At 59.9% G+C, this 20,407-nt stretch carries 24 protein-coding genes; 5 read left to right on the top strand and 19 right to left on the bottom strand.

What is annotated here, in order from left to right; translation table 11 throughout:
* Position 1: 1 nt before the first annotated feature.
* The 15 genes from ACOTYH_RS18345 to ACOTYH_RS18275 form a co-directional block, all read right to left on the bottom strand.
* Positions 2-580, bottom strand: coding sequence for a DUF3261 domain-containing protein (locus ACOTYH_RS18345; RefSeq protein WP_045338644.1), 579 nt, complete (start codon positions 578-580; stop codon positions 2-4).
* Positions 577-2,898 (bottom strand): MMPL family transporter, encoded by a 2,322-nt coding sequence (locus tag ACOTYH_RS18340; protein WP_421637861.1) that lies wholly within the window; start codon positions 2,896-2,898, stop codon positions 577-579. Before ACOTYH_RS18340 ends, ACOTYH_RS18345 begins: the two co-directional genes overlap by 4 nt.
* Entirely contained in the window at positions 2,867-3,472 is a 606-nt protein-coding gene (locus ACOTYH_RS18335) for an outer membrane lipoprotein carrier protein LolA (RefSeq protein WP_023295558.1), read from the bottom strand. Before ACOTYH_RS18335 ends, ACOTYH_RS18340 begins: the two co-directional genes overlap by 32 nt.
* Positions 3,469-3,891 carry an acyl-CoA thioesterase gene (locus ACOTYH_RS18330; protein ID WP_045344696.1) on the bottom strand — a complete coding sequence of 141 codons (423 nt, stop codon included), beginning with the start codon at positions 3,889-3,891 and terminating at the stop codon, positions 3,469-3,471. The genes ACOTYH_RS18335 and ACOTYH_RS18330 overlap by 4 nt, the downstream gene beginning before the upstream one ends.
* Before the next feature lie 3 nt (positions 3,892-3,894).
* Complete coding sequence (locus ACOTYH_RS18325; RefSeq protein ID WP_421637860.1) at positions 3,895-5,586, bottom strand: glycosyltransferase family 2 protein; 1,692 nt, start codon at positions 5,584-5,586, stop codon at positions 3,895-3,897.
* On the bottom strand, positions 5,577-5,927 hold the full coding sequence (locus ACOTYH_RS18320; protein ID WP_033488080.1) for a hydroxymyristoyl-ACP dehydratase: 351 nt from the start codon (positions 5,925-5,927) through the stop codon (positions 5,577-5,579). Before ACOTYH_RS18320 ends, ACOTYH_RS18325 begins: the two co-directional genes overlap by 10 nt.
* Complete coding sequence (locus tag ACOTYH_RS18315) at positions 5,914-7,260, bottom strand: AMP-binding protein (protein ID WP_047740737.1); 1,347 nt, start codon at positions 7,258-7,260, stop codon at positions 5,914-5,916. Before ACOTYH_RS18315 ends, ACOTYH_RS18320 begins: the two co-directional genes overlap by 14 nt.
* On the bottom strand, positions 7,253-7,852 hold the full coding sequence (locus ACOTYH_RS18310) for a hypothetical protein (RefSeq protein WP_045338653.1): 600 nt from the start codon (positions 7,850-7,852) through the stop codon (positions 7,253-7,255). Before ACOTYH_RS18310 ends, ACOTYH_RS18315 begins: the two co-directional genes overlap by 8 nt.
* Entirely contained in the window at positions 7,824-8,075 is a 252-nt protein-coding gene (locus tag ACOTYH_RS18305; RefSeq protein WP_003861262.1) for an acyl carrier protein, read from the bottom strand. Before ACOTYH_RS18305 ends, ACOTYH_RS18310 begins: the two co-directional genes overlap by 29 nt.
* 11 nt (positions 8,076-8,086) lie before the next feature.
* Complete coding sequence (locus tag ACOTYH_RS18300) at positions 8,087-8,344, bottom strand: phosphopantetheine-binding protein (RefSeq protein WP_003861263.1); 258 nt, start codon at positions 8,342-8,344, stop codon at positions 8,087-8,089.
* Entirely contained in the window at positions 8,325-9,140 is an 816-nt protein-coding gene (locus tag ACOTYH_RS18295) for a lysophospholipid acyltransferase family protein (protein WP_017384118.1), read from the bottom strand. The genes ACOTYH_RS18300 and ACOTYH_RS18295 overlap by 20 nt, the downstream gene beginning before the upstream one ends.
* Complete coding sequence (locus tag ACOTYH_RS18290) at positions 9,137-9,859, bottom strand: beta-ketoacyl synthase chain length factor (RefSeq protein WP_421637859.1); 723 nt, start codon at positions 9,857-9,859, stop codon at positions 9,137-9,139. Before ACOTYH_RS18290 ends, ACOTYH_RS18295 begins: the two co-directional genes overlap by 4 nt.
* Positions 9,860-9,984: 125 nt before the next feature.
* Positions 9,985-11,034 carry an AI-2E family transporter gene (locus ACOTYH_RS18285; protein ID WP_003861270.1) on the bottom strand — a complete coding sequence of 350 codons (1,050 nt, stop codon included), beginning with the start codon at positions 11,032-11,034 and terminating at the stop codon, positions 9,985-9,987.
* A gap of 135 nt (positions 11,035-11,169) precedes the next feature.
* Positions 11,170-11,727, bottom strand: coding sequence for a DcrB family lipoprotein (locus ACOTYH_RS18280; RefSeq protein ID WP_003861272.1), 558 nt, complete (start codon positions 11,725-11,727; stop codon positions 11,170-11,172).
* A gap of 72 nt (positions 11,728-11,799) precedes the next feature.
* Positions 11,800-12,465: a 7-cyano-7-deazaguanine/7-aminomethyl-7-deazaguanine transporter gene (locus ACOTYH_RS18275; RefSeq protein WP_003861274.1), complete on the bottom strand. Its 666-nt coding sequence runs from the start codon at positions 12,463-12,465 to the stop codon at positions 11,800-11,802.
* A 169-nt stretch (positions 12,466-12,634) separates the two neighbouring features.
* Between ACOTYH_RS18275 and tusA the strand changes: the two genes are divergently transcribed.
* From tusA to ACOTYH_RS18255, 4 genes are all read left to right on the top strand, one after another.
* Positions 12,635-12,877, top strand: coding sequence for a sulfurtransferase TusA (tusA, locus tag ACOTYH_RS18270; protein WP_000130627.1), 243 nt, complete (start codon positions 12,635-12,637; stop codon positions 12,875-12,877).
* A 233-nt stretch (positions 12,878-13,110) separates the two neighbouring features.
* Entirely contained in the window at positions 13,111-14,082 is a 972-nt protein-coding gene (locus ACOTYH_RS18265; RefSeq protein ID WP_047056087.1) for a TRAP transporter substrate-binding protein, read from the top strand.
* A gap of 12 nt (positions 14,083-14,094) precedes the next feature.
* Complete coding sequence (locus tag ACOTYH_RS18260) at positions 14,095-14,604, top strand: TRAP transporter small permease (RefSeq protein WP_015571482.1); 510 nt, start codon at positions 14,095-14,097, stop codon at positions 14,602-14,604.
* Between the two features lie 10 nt (positions 14,605-14,614).
* Complete coding sequence (locus ACOTYH_RS18255) at positions 14,615-15,901, top strand: TRAP transporter large permease (RefSeq protein ID WP_015571481.1); 1,287 nt, start codon at positions 14,615-14,617, stop codon at positions 15,899-15,901.
* Positions 15,902-16,000: 99 nt separating this feature from the next.
* Here ACOTYH_RS18255 and zntA read toward each other — a convergent pair whose 3' ends face one another.
* Together zntA and ACOTYH_RS18245 are read right to left on the bottom strand one after the other, a co-directional pair.
* Positions 16,001-18,172 (bottom strand): Zn(II)/Cd(II)/Pb(II) translocating P-type ATPase ZntA, encoded by a 2,172-nt coding sequence (gene zntA / locus ACOTYH_RS18250; protein ID WP_421637858.1) that lies wholly within the window; start codon positions 18,170-18,172, stop codon positions 16,001-16,003.
* Positions 18,173-18,248: 76 nt separating this feature from the next.
* Entirely contained in the window at positions 18,249-18,875 is a 627-nt protein-coding gene (locus ACOTYH_RS18245; RefSeq protein ID WP_003861515.1) for a lysoplasmalogenase, read from the bottom strand.
* A 129-nt stretch (positions 18,876-19,004) separates the two neighbouring features.
* Here ACOTYH_RS18245 and ACOTYH_RS18240 point away from each other — a divergent pair, with 129 nt between their 5' ends.
* Entirely contained in the window at positions 19,005-19,364 is a 360-nt protein-coding gene (locus tag ACOTYH_RS18240) for a DUF2500 domain-containing protein (protein WP_017384123.1), read from the top strand.
* 83 nt (positions 19,365-19,447) lie between these two features.
* On the opposite strand, the gene ACOTYH_RS18235 is transcribed toward ACOTYH_RS18240, so the two are convergent.
* Both ACOTYH_RS18235 and rsmD read right to left on the bottom strand, forming a co-directional pair.
* Positions 19,448-19,729 (bottom strand): DUF1145 family protein, encoded by a 282-nt coding sequence (locus ACOTYH_RS18235; RefSeq protein ID WP_033488075.1) that lies wholly within the window; start codon positions 19,727-19,729, stop codon positions 19,448-19,450.
* Positions 19,713-20,315: a 16S rRNA (guanine(966)-N(2))-methyltransferase gene (rsmD, locus tag ACOTYH_RS18230; RefSeq protein ID WP_015571477.1), complete on the bottom strand. Its 603-nt coding sequence runs from the start codon at positions 20,313-20,315 to the stop codon at positions 19,713-19,715. The genes ACOTYH_RS18235 and rsmD overlap by 17 nt, the downstream gene beginning before the upstream one ends.
* Between the last annotated feature and the right edge of the window lie 92 nt (positions 20,316-20,407).

Raw genomic sequence — 20,407 nt, 5'->3', positions numbered from 1 at the left:
CTCAGTCACCCAGATATTGAATGGTGATGTGGTAGTGAAAAGCGTGCTGCACAATGCTAATCGGATCGCGCCTGCCGTTACGGTTCAGGTAGACAATTTCTGTGACCAGTTTGCCCTCGGGGTTGCGCAGTTCGCGTCTGGTGTCAGTATCGTTCAGCGTCCAGCCTTTCGGCAACTGCTGCTGCCAGGCGCTGAGCGGCCAGTGGCTCAGCATCACGTCGGCCAGCACCTGGCTGGCGGGCGGCAGCTGTGGCATCACAACCGACTGCTCGGTGTGGATCCCGGTGTCGTCGTAGGTGGCGAGGAACAGGCGGATCCCGACGGAGGAGAGGCCGGCAAGCGTCACTTTATCTCCGTCGGCGTTCAGCATCACCAGCAGCGACTGGGTCTGGCCTTTAAAACTGCCGGTAAGCAACTGCTGCGCGCGGATGGCAGGCGTGATGCCCGGCGGGGGCAGCGTGACGCGGGTGCCGGGCTGGAGCCAGGCCTGAGGGCGCGCGTCATCGCGGTTCGTCGTATGGCTACACCCCGCCAGCAACAGGGCCATCATCACTGCCGCCAGGCGAATGAAACGGGTCATGGTAAGTTCTCTTTGTTAGACGGCATCGCCAGCGGGGCGAGCAGGAACGCGGTGAAGATACCGCTCACCAGCACAATGCCAAAGCTGCTGATGGCCTGAGTGGTGCTGAACACCAGCATCCCCAGCGTCAGCAGGGTAGTCATCATGGCGAGGGTAATCGCCAGCATGGAGGTCAGCGGCGTGCCGCGCGGGTTGCTGAAAAACAGCGTGTAGTTAATGCCAATGCCGAGGACCAGCACCAGCGCCAGCAGGGAAAACAGGTTCACCGGATGGCCCGTCATGGCCAGCGCCGCCAGCCCGCCGGCCAGCGACAGCACGGACGGCACCAGCGCCACCAGCCCTTTTCGCCAGCCGAGGCGTAGCATCGCGCCGCAGGCAATCACCGCCAGCGCCACGCCCAGCAGCCCCGTCAGCAGCGAGCGGTAGAGCGCAAACAGGCTGTCGAAGCTGGCCTTACGGTCAACCCAGACGACCCCGGGATGGCGGGCGGCCAGCTCGCCGAGCGCGGCGCTGTTCCTGACGCCATCGACCGGGACCAGCACACCGCTTTTGCCGTCCGGCAGCGTCAGCCACAGCAAACGCCAGCCCTCGCTGGCCGGGCTGGCGAGCCACGCCTCCACGCTGACAGGCATGGCGTTCAGGTTCGGTTCACTGGTCTTCAGCCCCGTGCTTTGCAGCATTTTCATCACCGTCGGCGCGGCGTTACGCAGAAGATGCAGATCGCTGTTCTGCCGCGCCAGCGAGTTCAGCGGCAGGGTGCGCCAGCGGGTTAATTCACCGGCTTTTTGCGCCTGCGCCAGCGCCGGGGTAAACGCCTCCAGCCGCTCCAGCGTTTCCTGAGCCGACGCGCCGTACACCACGAACCACTTCTGATCGACATTTTGCCCGGTCAGGGCGGTGATGGTTTTTTCCTGCGCCAGAATGTCCTGCGGCAGCGCCTGAAGCCGGGCGATATCGTCATCCACCCGCAGGCTGGCGATCCCGATGGCGGAGAGCAGCGCCAGCGCTACCGGCAGCCCGACAGAGAGGGCTTTACCGTCGCGCCAGGCGTTCAGCCAGCGCTGCATCATCCCTCTCAGGGGGACCGGGCGGACCGGCATGCCCCGGCACAGCCACGGATGCCAGAACATTACCGTCAGGCACGAGGCGCTCAGCCCTGCGGCGGCGAACACCGCCATCTGACGAATGCCGGGGAAGGGGGCCAGCATCATGAAGAGATACGCCACGACGGTGGTCAGCAGCGCCAGCAGCAGCGCGTTACGTACTTTCGCCAGGCTTTGCCAGGGCGAGTGTTCCGCGCCGTGCACCATCCGCTCCGTGAGGTAGTAAATCGTATAGTCCGCCGAGATGCCGATGATGCTCATGCTCATCACCAGCGTCATCAGGTGCAGTTCACCGAACAGCAGCAGCGTCACGACCGTCCCCGCCAGCGCGCCGATGGCAATGGAGAGCAGGCTCAGCAGCAGCGGACGCACGGAGCGAAACACCGACACAATCAGCAGGATCACCCCGAGCACCGTGGCGACGCCAAGCGTGGAAATATCGTTTTTAGCCTGCTGGCTGGCGTAATCGCTGTAGAACACCGTCCCGCGCGAGAGCAGCTGCGCCTGTGGATACTGGCTTTTCAGCGTCTGCTGCAACGCGTTAAGGGTGGTCACCAGCTGGTGGGTTTGCTGCATATCAAACGATGAGCCCGCCAGCTCGCCGTGCAGCAGATACCAGTAGTTCCCGGCCGCATCTTTTGTCACCAGCCAGCCGTCCATCAGCTGCATCTTCTGGCTGTTTTTCGCCAGCGCGAGCTGCGCGCCGCGCATCAGCATCAGCGGATCGTTTTGCAGCTCCTTGCCGCTCACGCCGGAAAAGGCGGAGTAGAGCTGGGACAGGATCCACTGGGCCTGTGCTTGACCGCCGTTTTGCAGGCGGGCGCGGGTGGCCGGATCGACCAGGCCATTGCGGTGTTGCCAGAAGAAATCTCCCCAGGCCTGTTGCCCGGCGGCATCCAGCGGACCTTTTACGACACTCAGCGCCTGGCTGCGTTGCAGCAGGGTTAACCACTGCTGCGCCACGCGCGGGTCCGGCTGTTTGCCGGGGCTGACCAGCCAGATGAGCTGGCGGTCGAGGCGCTGCATAAATCCGTCGTTGAGAGCGGGAGGGATCGCGCCGAGCGTCTGTTTCGGCAGCATGGCGAGCACGCTGCTGTTCAGCCGCGCGCCGGGCAGCAGCGACAGCAGCACGCCCAGCAGGATCAGGCATACCGCGGCCCACAGCAGCGCCGGGCGCAGGGCGTTACGGTGCGGCAAAGCGCTGGCGTTCTGCATCGGTCAGGCGGGCGGGCGTCAGTTGGTGGCGGGAGAGGGCGATATCCGTCGTGTCGCCCTGCTTATCGTTCAGGCGAATGGATTCCAGATAGATCGCGCCCTTCAAATCAAGGGTGGAGAAAATCTTGTCCAGCGGCGTGGTGACGGGCGTCAGCACCAGTGACCAGCGGCCTTCACCCAGATCTTTGAAATCGACGCGGAAGTTCTCTTCCAGCACCTTGCGGTCGGCCTGGAACAGCGCCCGCAGCAGATGGTTGAACTGGAACATCTGCGGGTTAGTGTCGGCGGTAATGGTCTGCGGCGACTGACCGTTGACGATCTGCACCATCCGTTTGTCATCCAGCAGCAGCGTCATCGGGAACGGCGCTTTTTGATCCCACAGCAGGCCATTGTCACGGGCGATCAGCATCTCCCCCTGCGAGCGCAGGGGCTGAGGCATATCCTTGATCGTGCGGATCTGTTCGAAGTGTGCGCGTACCACTGGTTGCTCCGCAAACCGCTGTTGCAGTTCATCCAGCGTGATCGCGTTCACCAGCGGGCTTACCAGCAGCGCGAGTAGCGTTATCCATTTCATGGCGCGATCCCCATGCGTTCGAACAGAATGGCCGGGCTGACAAAGCACATCTCCCGGCTTGCTTCTTCCACCGCCACCTGAATGGTGTAGCCGGTGGTGGTGCGTTTCCCGGTTTGCGAGTCGAAGATTTGATAGGCGATGCGCAGACGGTTTTCAACCTCTTCAATGTGGGCGCGGACGCGAATGCGCTGCTCGAAGGTCACCGCGTCGCGGTATTTCACTCGGGTATCCACCACCGGCCAGACGTAGCCGGACGCTTTCATCTGGCGATAGCCGTAATCAAACTGGTTGAGCAGCGCTTCGCGGGCAATCTCAAAGTAGCGGAAGTAGTTGCCGTGCCACACCACGCCCATCATATCGACGTCGTGGAACGGAACGGTGATTTCAACTTCAGCCGTAAAGCGGGGATCGGTCAGCACCCTTTACTCCTTCTCGTTGACCTCTGGCAGCAGCCAGAAATCGAAAAAATTAAACCAGTCGAGCGGCGACAAGAGCGCGTAATGCTCCAGCCGCTGCGCATAGCGGTCGACGGTCTGCTGTAGCGCCTGCTGGCGTTCGCCGCGCGGCAGCAGCAGCGGGTCGGCAAACGGCTCGCAGTGCAGGGTCAGCTTTCCCTGCTGACAGAGGGCAAAAATCAGCACCACCGGGCAGCGCAAAATGGACGCCAGGATAAACGGCCCCTGCGGGAACGGCGCGGGCTGGCCCATAAATTCGCTCCATATCACCCGCCAGCTACCGCCGCGCTGCGGGGTGACGGCGATGCGATCGCCCACGATCGCCACCCATTCGCCGCGATCCAGCTTCTCTTTAATGAGGATCGCAGTCTCCGGGCCAATGTCGGTGACCGGCATCAGGTGAATGCCCGCCTGCGGCGCCATCTCCTCCATCACCTGCTTAAAGCGTCTGGCGTTGTCGCTGAAGACCAGCGCGTTGATGGTTTTCGCCCCTTCGCGCTGGGCCAGCGCCCGGCAGGCTTCCACATCGCCAAGATGCGACGCGAGCAGCAGTTTGCCCTGAGGATCGTCGAGCCCCAGCGCCTCCTGCGCGCCTGGCGCAAAGACCAGATCGCGATGGAGTTTCATTTCGCCGCGCCAGCTGGCCACTTTATTCAGCATGGCATGACCGAAGCGCAGGAAGTGGGAAAAACTGTTAAGCCGCGCGGGTTGCGGCATTTGCCGCTGTGCCATCACCGTTTTAACCCGCGTCAGCCACTGCTGCGACGCCTGACGCGCAGCGCGGGCGGTCAGCCAGTAGACGGCGGTAACCGGCCACAGCAGGGCGGTAAACGCCTTTCGCCCCAGCAGCTGCCAGACGCGCAGCATCAGGCGCATGCCCCATAATCCTTTCACCTCCTGCTGCTGCGCCCAGTGCTGCGAGCGGCGACGCATCAGCAGGGAAGGAATGCGCGGCAGCATGCCGAGAAACAGACGGGTATGCATCAACGAGATGCGCACGTTGTCTTTCAGGGCATCGAAATGGGATACCCCGTCCGGCGGATAGGTTACGCGGGTGGGCAGAAAATAGCTGGTGTTGCCCTGCCAGTAGAGGCGCACCATCACTTCGGTATCAAAATCCATTCGCCTGCCGAGCGGCGTGGTTGCTGCAAGGCGCAGAACCGGGGCTATCGGGTAAACGCGAAACCCGCACATACTGTCTTTCAGTTGCAGGGAGAGGGTTTCAATCCAGACCCAGACGTGCGTTATCCAGCGCCCGTACAGGCGCGAACGGGGGATTGAGTCATCGTAAACGGGCTGCCCGGAAATGAGCGCATCGGGATGACGCCCGGCCAGCGCCAGCAGTTTGGGAATGTCCTCGATAGCGTGCTGGCCGTCAGCGTCCACCTGAACGGCGTGGGTGAAGCCGCGATCGGCGCAGGCTTTCAGCCCCTGCATCACCGCCGCGCCTTTGCCGCTGTTTTCGGCCAGCCGCAGCAGTGTCATCTGCGGACGATCCGCCGCCAGCGCTTCAAGCGTGCGGCGCGTGGTTTCATCGCTGCCGTCGTCCACCACCAGACAGGGCAGATCGAAAGGTGCCAGGCGCGCCAGCACCGAAGCCATCATCGCCCCGTGGTTGTAGCAGGGGATCAGCACGCAGGGACGGAAGGTTACTGACATAAGCGAATCTTCCCGCTGCTGGCGGTGTGGCGCTGGTTACCCGCATGGCGCTGGTAGCTAAAGGTCAGCAACTGGCGTTCAGGCTGCCAGGCAAGGAGCAGCGTGACCGTGTTCTCCGGCAACAGCGGGGCGGCGAACTTCACGTTCTGAATACTGTGAAAACGGTAGCCCGACGCCAGCGCGGCGGCGTAATGCATCACCCAGTCCAGCTGCGCCACGCCCGGCAGCAGCGGCTGTACGGCGAAATGTCCCTTAAACCAGAGCAGGTCAGGATCAAGATAAAAGGTTATCTCCAGATGCTGTGGATCGGGCTGGAGGCGCCCGATTTCAGGGATCTTCATGAAACAACTCCTGTAGCTGCGCAGTCACGCGCTTGTTCATGCTGTTGACCGGGATTTCATCAACGATCCGCCAGTAGCGCGGTACGGCAACCGGTTCAAGCCAGGGGCGAAGGGCGCGTCGCCAGGCGAGCTCCTGCGCTGTTTTGCTCTGTTCGTGTTGCTGACGCACCGCTTCATTCAGCACCAGCAATACGCCAATGCCCTGACGCCCGCCGCGCGTCACCGTCAGCGCGGCGGCCTCCCGGATGCCGTCCAGCGCCAGCAGGCGGTGCTCAATGTCATCGAGTGAAATGCGCTTATCTTCAATTTTGACCACCCGACCACGACGCCCGACGAGGCTGAACTGCCCGTCAGCCGTGAAGTGCAGGATATCATCCAGCACGATTCCCTCCGCCTCGGGGATCAGCGGCGACGTCACGCGATCGCCGTGAAACGTCACGCCGGGAAAAGGCTGCCAGCGCGTGCTTTCCTCCTGACGGTAGCGCCAGGCCATTACGCCCGTTTCCGTGCTGCCGTATATTTCATCCGGCCAGACGTTGAGCCAGGCCTGAACCGCGGCGACCTCCTGCCAGGGCAGCGCGCCGCCGGCGGAGACGAGCAGGTTGACGGGGGGCGGCGTCAGCGACGCGTCCAGCCGCTTGAGAAACGCCGGACTGCTGATGAAAAGGTAGCGTTTATCGTCGGGAAGGGCAGAGAGCTGCTCGGCATAGTTGAGCAGGCTGGCATGCAGCGGCAGGCCGAGCGCCATGGGTAAGACAACACGAAACGTCAGGCCATACAGGTGGTGCAGCACCACGGAAGCCACGACGTGACAGCCCGCCAGGCGCTCGCCAAAATGCGCCGCCAGCAGACGAGCCTCACGATCAAGGCTGACCACCGGCTTACTTACCCGCTGCGGCGTGCCGGTCGAGCCGGAGGTGTAAAGCTCGATCGTGCGCGTCTCACCGATGGCTGGCAGCGGTGAAAAGGGATGGCCTGCCCGCTGCGCGGAAGCCACCCGCAGCTGTCGCCCCTGAAAATCGAGCGTGGTGTCGCTCAGGACGCCGCTGAACAGCGCCCGCTGTTCGTTAAGCTGCGCCGCCCGGCTGTGCCCGGGGAGGACCGGCGTTTTACCCGCATGCAGCGTCGCCAGCAGCGCGACAATAAACAGATAACCGTTTTCGATGCACAACGCCCAGCGTTCGCCATCTTCACGACGCAGCGTGTCGACCAGCTGAGTGACGTCGTGGCGCAGATCGCCAAGCGTCCAGAGGCGGTCGTCCTGCCAGGCGACAGGGGTGTTGTCAGGGCGGGGCGCACTGAGCCACTGGCTAAGCGGAAGAGGGTTAAGCATCGTTTTTCATCACCCGTTGTCGCACCAGCCACTCGCCAGCCATCAGCGTGCCCATCAGGAGATAGGCAATCATCCCATTCCACAGCGTCCACAGACGGATATCGGCGTGTAATACGGTAAACAGCGCGATCGCCCCGTTGATAATAAAAAAGCCGCACCAGACCTGGGTAACCCGGCGCGTGTAACGTACCCCGACGGGGGAGAGATCCGGTTCACGCAGGCGCGCCAGCCGTTCAACGACAGGCATTGCCGTCCACAGCGAACCGCCAAACACCACCAGCATCACCAGATTCACCACCACCGGATATAACAGCACCCACTGGTGAGCGTGCAGGACGTAGCTCGCCGCGCAAAGCGCTATGCCGGCCAGCGCCACGCTCACGAACAGATAACGCAGGGGGCCGCCCTGCCGACGGGCCTGGCAGACGCGCAACAGCAGCACCAGCGCCATCACGGGCAGTATCCCGTGCAGGCTATTATTCGCCAGCCCGAAGCCGATCAAAAACGGCCATGCCAGCAGCATCAGCCCCGTCAGGGCGGGAAGAACTGGAATCGAACACACGTTACGCGTCGCGCTGAAGCTGTTCCACAACGTCCACGACGTCCTGCACCGTGCGCACCGCTTTGAAGGTTTCGGGCTTGATTTTATGTCCCGTTTTCTTTTGCAGGTGCACCACCATATCGACGGCATCAATGCTGTCGAGGTCCAGATCCTCGTAAAGACGTGCCTCAGGGGTAATATCCTCCGGGGCGATTTCAAACAGCGTAATAAGAAGCGCAGAGACTTCCTGATAAATCGTTTGTTGTTCTGTCATAGCGGTCATTCTCAGGCGCGTTGTTGATGGATAAAAGCCGCGAGCGTGGCAACGGAATAGAAGTGCTGACGCATCTCGTCACTTTCGGCAGAAAGCACTACGCCGTACTGATTTTTTACCGCCAGCCCTAGCTCAAGGGCGTCGATTGAGTCCAGACCGAGGCCGTCGCCAAAGAGCGCGGCGTCTGTATCAATATCCTCTGGGGTAAGTTCTTCCAGATTCAGCGTAGAGATAATGAGATTCTTAATTTCAAGATAGAGCGCTTGCATCTTTCGTTCCTGACAAAGATTGAAGACCGGTTGTTAACTGATGCTGCATATGCCGGTTTAACTGCCTTGCTGCCAGCGCGGGTTCGTGCTGACTCGCATCATAAAAATCATGAATGTTGATGCGTTCGCGAACATCCACGGTGAAAACAGGTTTGTTGGGGGGCACGTTATACCAGCTGCTCTGTTTATCCAGCATCCGTTCACTACAGTGGATCACCACCACGCGCACGGCGCTGTTGCAGCGAACGGCGATATTCGCCGCCCCACGTTGCAGGGTCATGGCTTCCCCCACCCGGGTGCGGGTGCCTTCGGGGAAGATAAGCAGGGTGTCGCCCTGGGCCAGACGCAGCTGGCTTGCGGCAAGCAGCGTGTCGGCTTCGCTGTTAATCAGATAGTCAGCCGCGCGGATCACGCCGCTGACGAACGGGTTACGCAGCAACGCGCTTTTCACCAGACAGTCGGTTTCGTTCATCACCGACGCCAGCAGAACGTAGTCCAGCAGCGAGGGATGATTCGCAATCACCAGACAGCCCCGCTCGGCGCGCAGAACGTCCAGGTTGTTGAAACGGTAATCCAGTACCCCTGCACCGCGTACCACCGCGAGGAACAGGCGAAAACTGGCAGAAATAGTGCGGCGTGCCAGGCGGCGACGTTGAGTGCGGTCGCGCTGGAAAATCAGCAGCAGGTTAAACCACACCAGCGACAGCGTCAGCCCGCCGAGGCCGAACAGGACGAAGCACAATCCGGTCATCAGCATCCGCCATACCCGATCGAGGCGGGAACGTAACCCTCTCATTGGCGCGTCCATTGCCACAGCAGGCGCTCGCCCGGCAGGGTAAACTGGCGCTCGTCCCGCAGGTAATGGCGCAGGAACTGGAGGCTTTGCGGCAGCGCGGGCTCTTCAGGCGTGCGGTTGACGTGCGTTTCACAGCTGAGCGTATTTCCGGCCTCAATCACCAGCGCCAGCGCGTAGGGCCAGACGGGCATCTGCGGCGGCAGCCCGGCGTGATAAAAATCAGGCAGCAGACCGTCGAAATCCACCAGCAACACGCGGGAGTAGCCCGCATGCAGCAGGCTCAGCACGTCGCACAAGCTCTGCTGGAAGGTATCCATACCGGCGGAAACCGACGAAGAGACAACAGGCTGACGCGCGGTGATAGTGAGATTGCCGACCGCCGAGTTGTGTACCGACATGGCAAAATCGGTGGGGGAAACGGGCTGTTCTGCCGCCAGGGCCTGGAGAATACGGAAATTGCGCTCCAGCTCCCCATGACGGCTGCTGTAGACGACGGCATCGATGCGGTGTTTGCGCAGCATCATCAGGCCAAGATCGACGGCCAGCCTGCTGCCTGAATTCAGGCGGCGGGCGGTCATCATCGGCAGATCGGTCAGTTTCGCCAGCGGTGCAGCGGGATCGATGGCGTCAGACCGGCGTGACCATGCCTGCCATTCGTCGGCATCGCTGAGTCCTGGCGCTCTTGCCTGCCAGTCGATAAGGGTAAGTGTAAATTTCATCTACGCGCGTCCGCGATAAACCTGTTTCTGTGACTTTTTCTTCGCCAGCGCGATTTGCTGCGCACATCGTACAATGTTGTCGTCGCGCTGGCGAATAAACGTCACTTTTGACCCTTTCCACCCGGTTATCCCGGCAAACGGCTTTTTGGCCGACCCGGACCCAGAAGAATGGCGAGTTTACTGCCTCCTTTCGTGGTTTCCATCCAGATTTTACAGACGCTGGTGAGCGGCACGGAGAGCAGCATGCCCACCGGACCCAGCAGCCATCCCCAGATCAGTAACGATAAAAACACCACCATCGTCGACATGCCCAGACGATGGCCCATCATGCGCGGCTCGAGAATGTTACCCAGCACCATATGCACGACAAGGAACAGCGCCCCTACCAGCATGCACTCATAAAAACCGTTAAACAGGAACGCCTGGATCATCGGCGGAACGGCGGAAAGCACCGCGCCGATATTGGGTACGTAGTTTAGTAAAAAGGCCAGCACGCCCCACATCAGCGCGAACTGCACGTCCAGCAGTACCAGCCCCAGCCAGACGATCACGCCGGTCCACAGGCTTAACAGCGTTTTCAGCGCCAGATATTTGGATACGCCCTTCAGCGCACGGTGCAAGCCGGCAATGTGGATCTGAGGATTGTTCAGGGCAAAACGCAGTTTATACGGCACGTGGCGCACTTCGAACAGCATAAACACCACCGTCATCACCAGCAGCAGAATGCTGGCCATTGCCCCGGAAAGCCCGGTCATCAACGTGGTGGCGTAGGTCATCACCTTCTCGGAATCCATCCGACGCAGCATCCGTTCCGGTGAGATATGCAGATTCACGAACGGCAACATGCGCTGAAGATCGACCAGCTTGCGCGTCAGCTCTTTATTGTACTGCGGCAGCATGGTGGAAAATTCGCTCAGCGAGGCGGCGAGCACGCCGAACAGCGCCGTCAGGACAACCAGCATCACCATCACCACAATGGTAATCGCGACCGGGCGGCTGATGCCCCGGCGTAAAAACCATGTCACCAGCGGGTTGAGCACAATGGCGAAAAACAGCGCCAGCAGAAGCTGAACAATGATATCCGCCGCCGCGTGGATACCCGCAAGGATAACCACCAGGCAGGCAAGTTTTAATAAAATATGAAGTCCGGCTTTGTCGGGCGGGCTGGCAGTCATAAGAATTCCTTTTTCCGGGGGGCGTGTTAATTGTAGTGCGCCGGATGGGCTTCGTCTGGCGTGTTAGTCTGAAAGTCGTGGCAAAAAAATGGCCCCCGGCGCAAGCGACGGAGGCCACGGCATCCTGGTGAACGATTACTGGATCACGAGGGTGTTAATGATGTTTTCAGCGGCGGTCTGTGCTTTCTGCTGATTGTCTGCCGGCAGGGTGATCTGCATGGTCAGCAGTTTATTGTCCACCTTGCCGAGCACCACGGAGGAGTAGGCGGTCTGGCCTTTGGCAGAGATGATGCTGTCCAGCTGTTGCAGCGTGTGGCCTTTCAGTTCAACAGACTTGTTGGTGACCACCTGAAGCTGCGGGTCGCGGCTGCGCTGCTGATCTTCCAGGCGTTTAGCCAGCACGCCAAGATCTTCGCTGGTATCGTCACCGACGATCACAATCACCGCTTTTTGGCCGGTGGCATCGGAATAGACGTGCATATTGTTCGCCTGAGTACCCAGCTTACCGCTCTGGTCGGTCATGTCCGCAGGCAGAGAGAAACTGAGTTTGCCATCCATCAGGCTCACCGGCTGACCGGTGGCGTTGCTTTCTGCTGACGCGCCCTGAGCAGGCGTTTTGGTGTCGCTGTTATCACAGGCTGCAAGGCCAACAACCAGCAGGCCAATCCCGACATATTTAACCAGATTGCGCATTGACTTCTTCCTTTCGATAAACGGCCATAACGGCTCATTCGTTCATCTTATCACAACTGATAAAGCGAACCCTTAACCTGCCTGCAATGCGGAGATTTCAGATTTATCTGCCAGCCTTTTCAGCAGCATATTCAACAGTACGCCGTACATCGGCAGGAAGAAGACCAGGCTGATAAGCACTTTAAAGGCGTAGTCCACCAGAGCGATTTCCATCCAGTGTTCTGCCATGAAGGCGTCCGGGCTGCGCCAGAAGGCGATGAAGAAGAAGGCCAGCGTATCGCTCACGTTACCGAACAGCGTGGAGGCCGTTGGTGCCATCCACCAGCGATGGTTTTGACGCAGGCGGTTAAACACGTGGACATCGAGGATCTGCCCCAGGGCATAAGCCATAAAGCTGGCGGTGGCAATACGCGCGACGAACAGGTTGAAGTGCGTCAGCGCTTCGAAGCCCTGCCAGCTGCCCATGTAAAACAGCGAGGAGATGGCGTAGGAGACAAACAGTGCCGGGATCATCACCGCAAAAATAATCCGCCGCGCCAGCGGTGCGCCAAAAATACGCACGGTTAAATCCGTCGCGAGGAAAATAAACGGGAAACTGAACGCGCCCCAGGTGGTATGGAAACCAAAAATGGAGATGGGGAGCTGTACCAGATAGTTACTGGAGATGATCACCAGCAGATGAAATAGCGAAAGCCAGAACAACGCCTTGACGCGCTGCGATTGTGTAAAGGAGTTCATATTGTACCTTTTTGATTAATATTTGGGGTGAGGGAACCCAATAAAGCCGCCGCATGATACTGCTTTGACGACACTTTGCAATGGCTAATTTTCACGCAATCGTTAACCTGGTTTGCATTGGCGATAGCGGGGCGTAAACTACAGCCGTTTTTACCTGAACGAGAAGAAAATGACCGACCTGTTTTCCAGCCCAGACCATACGCTTGATGCTCAGGGCCTCCGTTGCCCGGAGCCGGTAATGATGGTGCGTAAAACCGTCCGTAACATGCAGAGTGGCGAAACGCTGCTGATCGTCGCCGATGACCCGGCTACCACCCGTGATATCCCCGGCTTTTGTACCTTTATGGAACATGAACTGGTGGCGCAGCAAACCGAGACCTTGCCGTACCGGTATTTGATTCGTAAGGGGTAAGTGCGGCCTGATGCCCGGCGGCGCTTCGCTTGCACGGGCCTACGGGTGTAGTAGGTCGGGTAAGGCGCAGCCGCCACCCGACAAGTACTCATCACAATTTCGAACCATCGTTTCAAAATTTCGCGCTTTTGTGAGGCGCTTCACCCTCCCTTTTCCAGCCGTAGTCTAATTTTTAAGCGTCAAAAACTAAAACATCGTTTTAACGCTTATCTCACTACCCTGGAGTTGACTCAATGAAAACGACCCTCAAGCCGTTACTGGCCGCGCTGTGCCTGTCTGCTTTTGCCTGCTCCGTTTCTGCCCAGACCATCAAAGCCGCCGATGTGCATCCCGAAGGCTACCCGAACGTGGTGGCGGTTCAGCACATGGGTGAAAAACTCAAACAACAAACCGATGGCAAGCTGGAGATTAAGGTCTTCCCCGGCGGCGTGCTGGGGGATGAAAAGCAGATGATTGAGCAGGCGCAGATGGGGGCGATCGACATGATCCGCGTCTCCATGGCGCCGGTGGCTGCCATTCTGCCGGATATCGAAGTGTTTACGCTGCCCTACGTATTCCGCGATGAAGACCACATGCACAAGGTGATCGACGGGGATATCGGCAAGCAGATCGGCGACAAACTCACCGCCAACCCGAAATCGCGTCTGGTCTTCCTTGGCTGGATGGATTCCGGCACCCGTAACCTGATCACCAAAGAGCCGATCGTCAAACCGGACGATCTGAAAGGGAAGAAAATCCGCGTGCAGGGCAGCCCGGTGGCGCTGGCCACGCTGAAAGCGATGGGGGCGAACTCGGTGGCGATGGGCGTCAGCGAGGTTTACAGCGGCATGCAGACCGGGGTGATCGACGGCGCGGAGAACAACCCGCCAACCTTTATCGCCCACAACTATATGCCGGTCGCCAAAAACTACACGCTGAGCGGCCACTTCATCACCCCGGAAATGCTGCTCTATTCCAAAGTGAAATGGGACAAGCTCAGCGCTGACGAACAGCAAAAGATCCTGGCGCTGGCCCGCGAAGCGCAGTTCGAGCAGCGCAAGCTGTGGAATGCGTATAACGACCAGGCGCTGGCGAAAATGAAGGCCGGCGGGGTGCAGTTCCACGACATCGATAAAACGGTGTTTATCAAGGCGACAGAGCCGGTGCGCGCGCAGTATGGCGATAAGCATCAGGATCTGATGAAAGCCATCGCTGACGTCCAGTAAACCGGAGTACGTATGTCCGAACTCTACCTGAAGTGGATGGACCGTCTGTATCTGTTCGCCATGGCGGTGGCGGGTATTTCGCTGTTGGTGATGACGATTGTCATCCCCATCGGCATTTTTTCACGCTACGTGCTTAATCGCGGCGAATCCTGGCCGGAGCCGATCGCCATTATCTGCATGGTGACGTTTACCTTTATCGGCGCGGCGGTGAGCTACCGCGCCGGGTCGCATATTGCGGTCAACATGCTCACCGACCGCCTGCCCGCGTCGCTGCAAAGAGTGTGCGCGCGGATGGTGGATCTGCTGATGCTGCTGATTTCAGGCCTGATGTGCTGGTACAGCTACTGGCTGTGCGTCGAGCTGTGGGAGCAGCCGGTGGCGGAGTTTCCGCTTCTGACCTCCGGCGAAAGCTATCTGCCGCTACCTGTCGGATCGGCCATTTTGATCCTGTTTGTGCTTGAACGCCTGCTGTTTGGCTCGCAGGAAAACCGTCCGGTCGTGCTGATCGGCAATCACAGTTAAGGGGTGAACAATGGATGCGTTTGTTTTGTTATTCACCCTCGCCATTTTGCTGGCGCTGGGGATGCCGGTGGCCTTCGCCGTCGGCTTAAGCGCCGTGGCGGGCGCGCTGTGGATTGACCTGCCGCTGGAGGCGCTGATGATCCAGATCACCAGCGGGGTGAATAAATTTACCCTGCTGGCGATCCCGTTCTTCATTCTTGCCGGGGCGATCATGGCGGAAGGGGGCATTGCCCGACGGCTGGTCAACTTCGCGTACGTTTTTGTCGGCTTTATTCGCGGCGGGCTGTCGCTGGTGAACATCGTGGCATCAACGTTCTTCGGCGCGATTTCCGGCTCGTCGGTGGCGGATACGGCGTCTATCGGCAGCGTGATGATCCCGGAGATGGAGAAGAAGGGCTATCCGCGCGAATACGCGGCGGCGGTGACGGCCAGCGGGTCGGTGCAGGCGATCCTGATCCCGCCCAGCCACAACTCGGTGATTTACTCCCTGGCGGCAGGGGGAACGGTTTCCATCGCCACGCTGTTTATCGCGGGCGTGCTGCCGGGCCTGCTGCTGGGCGTGAGCCTGATGGTGCTCTGCCTGTGCTTCGCCCGCAAGCGCGGCTATCCGAAGGGGGACAAAATCCCGTTCAGGCAGGCGCTGAAAATCATGCTCGATGCTCTGTGGGGGCTGATGACGGTGGTGATTATCCTCGGCGGGATCTTGTCCGGGATATTCACGGCGACCGAATCTGCCGCCGTGGCCTGCCTGTGGGCGTTCTTCGTCACCATGTTCATTTACCGCGATTACAAGTGGAATGAACTGCCGAAGCTAATGTGTCGCACGGTGAAAACCGTCACCATCGTGATGATTTTGATTGGCTTTGCCGCGGCGTTTGGCGCGGTAATGACCTACATGCAGCTGCCGATGCGCATCACCGAATTCTTCACGTCGCTCTCCGATAACAAATACGTGATCCTCATGTACCTCAATATCATGCTGCTGTTGATTGGCACGCTAATGGACATGGCGCCGATCATCCTGATCCTGACCCCGGTACTGCTGCCGGTGACCAACTCGCTGGGGATCGATCCGGTGCATTTCGGAATGATCATGATGGTGAACCTGGGGATTGGGCTGATCACGCCGCCGGTCGGGTCGGTGCTGTTCGTGGCGAGCGCGGTGAGTAAGCAGAAGATCGAGCACGTGGTGCGGGCGATGCTGCCGTTTTACGGTATGTTGCTGGTGGTGCTGGGGATGGTGACGTACATCCCGGCGATATCATTGTGGTTGCCGGGGGTGCTAGGGATGCAGTGACGCCGTTTTATGCCGGGTGGCGGCTACGCCTTACCCGGCCTACGGTTACGGTTCGGAGATGTTGTAGGCCCGGTAAGGCGTAGCCGCCACCGGGCATTTTTACCGACGGCGCAACAGCCGCAACGCGTTCGCCGTAACCAGCACCGTCGCCCCCGTATCCGCCAGTACCGCCAGCCACAGTCCGGTCATACCGAGCAGCGTGGTGACCAGGAAAATCCCCTTCAGACCCAGCGCAATGCCGATGTTCTGCCGAATATTAGCCCGCGTCGCCCGCGCAAGATCTATCATCTGCGCCAGCCCGGTCAGGCGGTTGTGCGTCAGCGCCGCGTCGGCGGTCTCCAGCGCCACGTCGGTGCCGCTGCCCATCGCAATGCCGATGGTGGAAGCCTTCATTGCCGGGGCGTCGTTTATCCCGTCCCCGACCATCGCCAGCGGGGCATGACCGTTCAGCTCGGTTACCGCGCTGACTTTATCCGCAGGCAACAATCCGGCCTTAAACTCCAGCCCCAGCTCGCCGGCAATCGCCGCCGCCGCACGCGGGTTATCACCGGTCAGGATCACGCCCTGTACCCCCAGCCTGTGCAGCGCGTCGACGGCGTCTTTCGCATCGTCACGCAGGGTGTCGCGCAGCGCCAGCATGCCCATCGGTACACCGTCCTGCATCACGGCAACGACCGTCTGCCCGGCCTGCTCTAATGTCTCAACCTGTGGATTCGGGAACGCGCCTGCCGCGGCGATCAACACTTTTTTGCCTTCGACCACAGCCTCAATCCCTGACCCGACCAGCGCTCGCTGGGCGGTTGCCGGAGGGATGGTCAGCCCGCGCCCCTTCGCTTCACGCACAATCGCCTGCGCCAGAGGGTGGGTGGAGCCCTGCTCCACGGCAGCGGCCAGCGTCAGCAGGGCGTCTTCACTGATGTCCTGCGGATACACGCCGGTCACCTGCGGCTTGCCGACGGTCAGCGTGCCGGTTTTATCGAAGGCGATGTGCTGAACCTGGCTCAGCTGTTCCAGCGCCGCGCCGCCCTTAATCAGCGCCCCGCGACGTGCCGCCGCCGCCAGCCCTGAGGTAATCGCCGCCGGGGTGGAGATCACCAGCGCACACGGACAGCCGATCAGCAGCAGCGTCAGCCCTTTGTAAATCCAGCCCTCCCACGGCGCACCGAAGAACAGCGGCGGCACGACGGTGACCAGCAGCGCCACCAGCATGATGGCGGGGGTGTAAATCCGGCTGAAGCGATCGATAAAGCGTTCTACCGGCGCGCGGCGCTCCTCGGCTTCTTCTATCAGCCTGAGGATGCGGTCGATGGCGCTGTCGCCCGGTTCGGAAAGGACCGTCAGCAGCACCAGTCGGTCGACGCTGGTGGCGCCCGCAGGCACCTTCTCACCTGCCGCGCGCGCTACCGGGATGGATTCCCCGGTCAGGGCGCTTTCGTCAAAGCTCGCGGTGGCGGTAATGAGGGCCCCATCGGCTGGCAGACGTCCGCCTGCGGGCACTTCAATTACGTCGCCCGGGCGCAGGGTATTGATGGCGACCGTTTCACGTTGACCACGAATAACCCGCGTGGCGGTTTCCGGCTTCAGCGCCATCAGCGCGCTCACCCCTTTACGCGCCCGGCTCGCCGCCCAGCCCTCAAGGCGTTCGCCAATTAAGAACAGCAGCAGCACCATCGCCGCTTCCGCCGTCGCGCCAATAAATAGCGCCCCGATAGCCGCCACGCTCATCAGCGTTTCGATGGCAAAGCAGCTGCCGCTTCTCATCAGACGCAGCGCCTGACGCGCAATCGGGAACAGGCCAACCAGCGTGGTGGCGATAAACGCCAGGTTGCCGAACGGGTGGTTGATTTGCTCCAGCCCCCAGCTCAGGGCCATCATGATGATGAGGGTAATGAGCGGCAGATTTTCTTTTAGCGGGGACGTTTTTTCTGCGGGCGCCGTTTCGCTGCGCAGGGTATAACCCGCTTTGCTGACGGCGGCTTCAACCTGTCTGCTGACGTCGTTTTCGGCGCTGACCAGCAGCTTTTCGGTAGCGAACAGCACCTGAACGTGGTTCACACCCGGCACCTGCTTCACCGCATTTTCCACTTTGCGGGCGCAGGCCGCGCAGTCCATGCCGTTGACCACCCAGCTGTAGTGATTGCCGTTTTCAGGCAGCGCTTCGGTCCGGGTTTCGCACGCCCCCTCGCAGCAGCAGTCCTCTTTTGGCGGAACCGGGCTGAGCTTAAGTGCCGAGAATTGGGGAACTTTTTTAGGTATTTCTGGAGTCGACATGGCAGTCTCCGGTAATGATAATTTTCTCATTAACCGCAGCATACACTCTGGAGTCGACTCCAGAGTCAAGCGTTATTTAGATATACAGCGAACGCACAATCAGGAAGTGTCCGGCAAAGTAACAGGCGGCGGAAATCGCATTATCCGCACGGAAGCGGCGGCGATAGTGGCTGCCCAGCCAGACGATATTACCCAACAACAACAGTGCGGCACCGAAGAACGCAGACATTGCCGGAGCGGTCGGACGGAAGAACCACAGCTCGCCCGCCAGCCACACCATCACCAGCGTCATGGCGATAAACGTACAGACCGGGAGACGCATCTCTTCCAGACGCGACCAGATCACCGCGATCAGCAGGGCGCCAATCACCAGCAGCACCAGCGGCAGCGGCCAGAAGAAGGAGAGCGTCATCTGGCTGGCAAAGTAGATGGTATAGAGCAGATGCGACAGGAAGAACGCCCCCACGGCGTACAGCAGGCGCTGGCGCGGCAGCAGGGTTAAGGCATCGCCAATCAGGGAAGCACACAGCCCCGCGAGGACAAGATAGCTAACGGCGTTAAACATCGGGGCCTGCCAGGCAAGCAACAGCAGGAGTAATAGCGTGACGGGTTTAAACAACCAGCGCTGCCAGGCTGGGCCACGGTAAGACGCATCGACGTAAAGCCATGCGGAAAAACAGACAGCGATAAATGACCAAAGCATATTAACTCCCTGTAACTGTTGAGGCTGAATGATCAGTTCCTGATCCAGTGTAGTGACGCGAGCGGGCGTTTGGCAATGCCGGGGCAGGCGAGGTATCCTGAATTCCGCATAATCTGATGGGATTTTTCAATGAGCAAGATGCCGCTGTTTTTCATTATCGTGGTGGCGATTATCGTCATTGCCGCCTCGTTTCGCTTCGTGCAGCAGCGCCGTGAGAAGGCCGACAATGACGCCGCGCCGCTGATGCAAAAGCGCGTGGTGGTGACGAACAAGCGTGAGAAGCCGCTTAACGACCGCCGCTCCCGCCAGCAGCAGGTGACGCCAGCGGGCACAACGATGCGCTATGAAGCGAGCTTTAAGCCGGAAACCGGCGGGCTGGAGATGACCTTCCGCCTGGAGGCGCAGCAGTACCACCAGCTGACGGTGGGGGAGAAAGGCACGCTGAGTTACAAAGGGTCGCGGTTTGAAGGATTTGAACCGGAGCTGTAGTTTTCCCCTCACCCCGGCCCTCTCCCAAGGGGAGAGGGTGTAATCGTCCCCTCTCCCCTTGGGAGAGGGTTAGGGTGAGGGGCCTACTTCTTCACCAGCGCCTTAAACTTCTTCATCCACACCAGCAGCTCAAACACGCCGAAAATAAACACCCGCAGCTGCTGCCAGCCGGTCATCGGTGGGCCATCTTTCGGCAGACCGTTTTTCAGCATCACCATCTGCAAGGCATGCATGAAAGCGGTAAAAATCAGCGCCACGTTAATAAAGATATTCAGCGGACGCGGGAACGGGTGCACCAGATTCAAAATCAAAAATGCCCAGACGCCCAGCATCAGCACGCGCCCTACGTTAATCAGTACTGGCATCGGATCCTCCTTGTGCCTGACGGTGATACAGACGATAAGCCACCTGGCCGGCGACCTTCTCGCGGTGCAGATCCCAGTGAACGGGAACGGGCGGCAGGCCATTTTCCACTTCGCTTTCAACGTAAATCAGCGCGTCGTCTGCCAGCCAGCCATTTTTTTCCAGCAACGATAATGTCTCTTCCAGCAGCCCTTTACGGAACGGCGGGTCAACAAACACCACGTTGAACGGCGTCCCCTGTTGGGCGAGGAAGCTCAGCGTGTTGGTATTCACCACTTTCGCGTTGGTTGCCTTCAGCGTAGCCAGATTTTGCTGCAACGTCTGCGCGACGCCGCGCTCCATCTCCAGCAGCGTGGCGCTGGCGGCATAACGCGACAGCGCTTCCAGCCCCAATGCACCGCTTCCGGCGAAGCAGTCCAGGCAGTTGGCGTCTACCATAGACGGGGCGAGCCAGTTAAACAGCGTCTCGCGAACGCGGTCCGTGGTGGGGCGTAAACCGGGGCTGTCCGGCACCGGTAATTTCCGGCCTCGCCACTGACCGCCGATAATGCGAATTTGACCGGCCGGGGCGCGGGTGGGTTTCTTCATCTCAGGAAAGCTCTGTTAACCATTGCCCTGCGATTGCGGGCGGTGATGTCAATTAAGTAAAGTGTTAGACTATTTCATCATTTTTTTAGCTT

This window comes from Enterobacter cloacae complex sp. SHL001, from assembly GCF_049236825.1.
Lineage (GTDB): Bacteria > Pseudomonadota > Gammaproteobacteria > Enterobacterales > Enterobacteriaceae > Enterobacter > Enterobacter hormaechei_C.
The sequence above is the reverse complement of the archived record's forward strand: the minus strand, read 5'-3'. Positions and strand labels throughout refer to the sequence as shown.

Bases quoted from the DNA above. Each gene is read 5' to 3' on its own strand.
- ACOTYH_RS18340 (WP_421637861.1), bottom strand. From the start codon at position 2,898: ATGCAGAACGCCAGCGCTTTGCCGCACCGTAACGCCCTGCGCCCGGCG.
- ACOTYH_RS18285 (WP_003861270.1), bottom strand. From the start codon at position 11,034: ATGACTGCCAGCCCGCCCGACAAAGCCGGACTTCATATTTTATTAAAA.
- ACOTYH_RS18245 (WP_003861515.1), bottom strand. From the start codon at position 18,875: ATGCTTTGGTCATTTATCGCTGTCTGTTTTTCCGCATGGCTTTACGTC.
- ACOTYH_RS18260 (WP_015571482.1), top strand. From the start codon at position 14,095: ATGTCCGAACTCTACCTGAAGTGGATGGACCGTCTGTATCTGTTCGCC.
- ACOTYH_RS18280 (WP_003861272.1), bottom strand. From the start codon at position 11,727: ATGCGCAATCTGGTTAAATATGTCGGGATTGGCCTGCTGGTTGTTGGC.
- ACOTYH_RS18295 (WP_017384118.1), bottom strand. From the start codon at position 9,140: ATGAGAGGGTTACGTTCCCGCCTCGATCGGGTATGGCGGATGCTGATG.
- ACOTYH_RS18320 (WP_033488080.1), bottom strand. From the start codon at position 5,927: ATGAAGATCCCTGAAATCGGGCGCCTCCAGCCCGATCCACAGCATCTG.
- tusA (WP_000130627.1), top strand. From the start codon at position 12,635: ATGACCGACCTGTTTTCCAGCCCAGACCATACGCTTGATGCTCAGGGC.
- ACOTYH_RS18265 (WP_047056087.1), top strand. From the start codon at position 13,111: ATGAAAACGACCCTCAAGCCGTTACTGGCCGCGCTGTGCCTGTCTGCT.
- ACOTYH_RS18300 (WP_003861263.1), bottom strand. From the start codon at position 8,344: ATGCAAGCGCTCTATCTTGAAATTAAGAATCTCATTATCTCTACGCTG.
- rsmD (WP_015571477.1), bottom strand. From the start codon at position 20,315: ATGAAGAAACCCACCCGCGCCCCGGCCGGTCAAATTCGCATTATCGGC.
- ACOTYH_RS18315 (WP_047740737.1), bottom strand. From the start codon at position 7,260: ATGCTTAACCCTCTTCCGCTTAGCCAGTGGCTCAGTGCGCCCCGCCCT.
- ACOTYH_RS18235 (WP_033488075.1), bottom strand. From the start codon at position 19,729: ATGCCAGTACTGATTAACGTAGGGCGCGTGCTGATGCTGGGCGTCTGG.
- zntA (WP_421637858.1), bottom strand. From the start codon at position 18,172: ATGTCGACTCCAGAAATACCTAAAAAAGTTCCCCAATTCTCGGCACTT.
- ACOTYH_RS18325 (WP_421637860.1), bottom strand. From the start codon at position 5,586: ATGTCAGTAACCTTCCGTCCCTGCGTGCTGATCCCCTGCTACAACCAC.
- ACOTYH_RS18345 (WP_045338644.1), bottom strand. From the start codon at position 580: ATGACCCGTTTCATTCGCCTGGCGGCAGTGATGATGGCCCTGTTGCTG.
- ACOTYH_RS18240 (WP_017384123.1), top strand. From the start codon at position 19,005: ATGAGCAAGATGCCGCTGTTTTTCATTATCGTGGTGGCGATTATCGTC.
- ACOTYH_RS18305 (WP_003861262.1), bottom strand. From the start codon at position 8,075: ATGACAGAACAACAAACGATTTATCAGGAAGTCTCTGCGCTTCTTATT.
- ACOTYH_RS18290 (WP_421637859.1), bottom strand. From the start codon at position 9,859: ATGAAATTTACACTTACCCTTATCGACTGGCAGGCAAGAGCGCCAGGA.
- ACOTYH_RS18275 (WP_003861274.1), bottom strand. From the start codon at position 12,465: ATGAACTCCTTTACACAATCGCAGCGCGTCAAGGCGTTGTTCTGGCTT.
- ACOTYH_RS18255 (WP_015571481.1), top strand. From the start codon at position 14,615: ATGGATGCGTTTGTTTTGTTATTCACCCTCGCCATTTTGCTGGCGCTG.
- ACOTYH_RS18335 (WP_023295558.1), bottom strand. From the start codon at position 3,472: ATGAAATGGATAACGCTACTCGCGCTGCTGGTAAGCCCGCTGGTGAAC.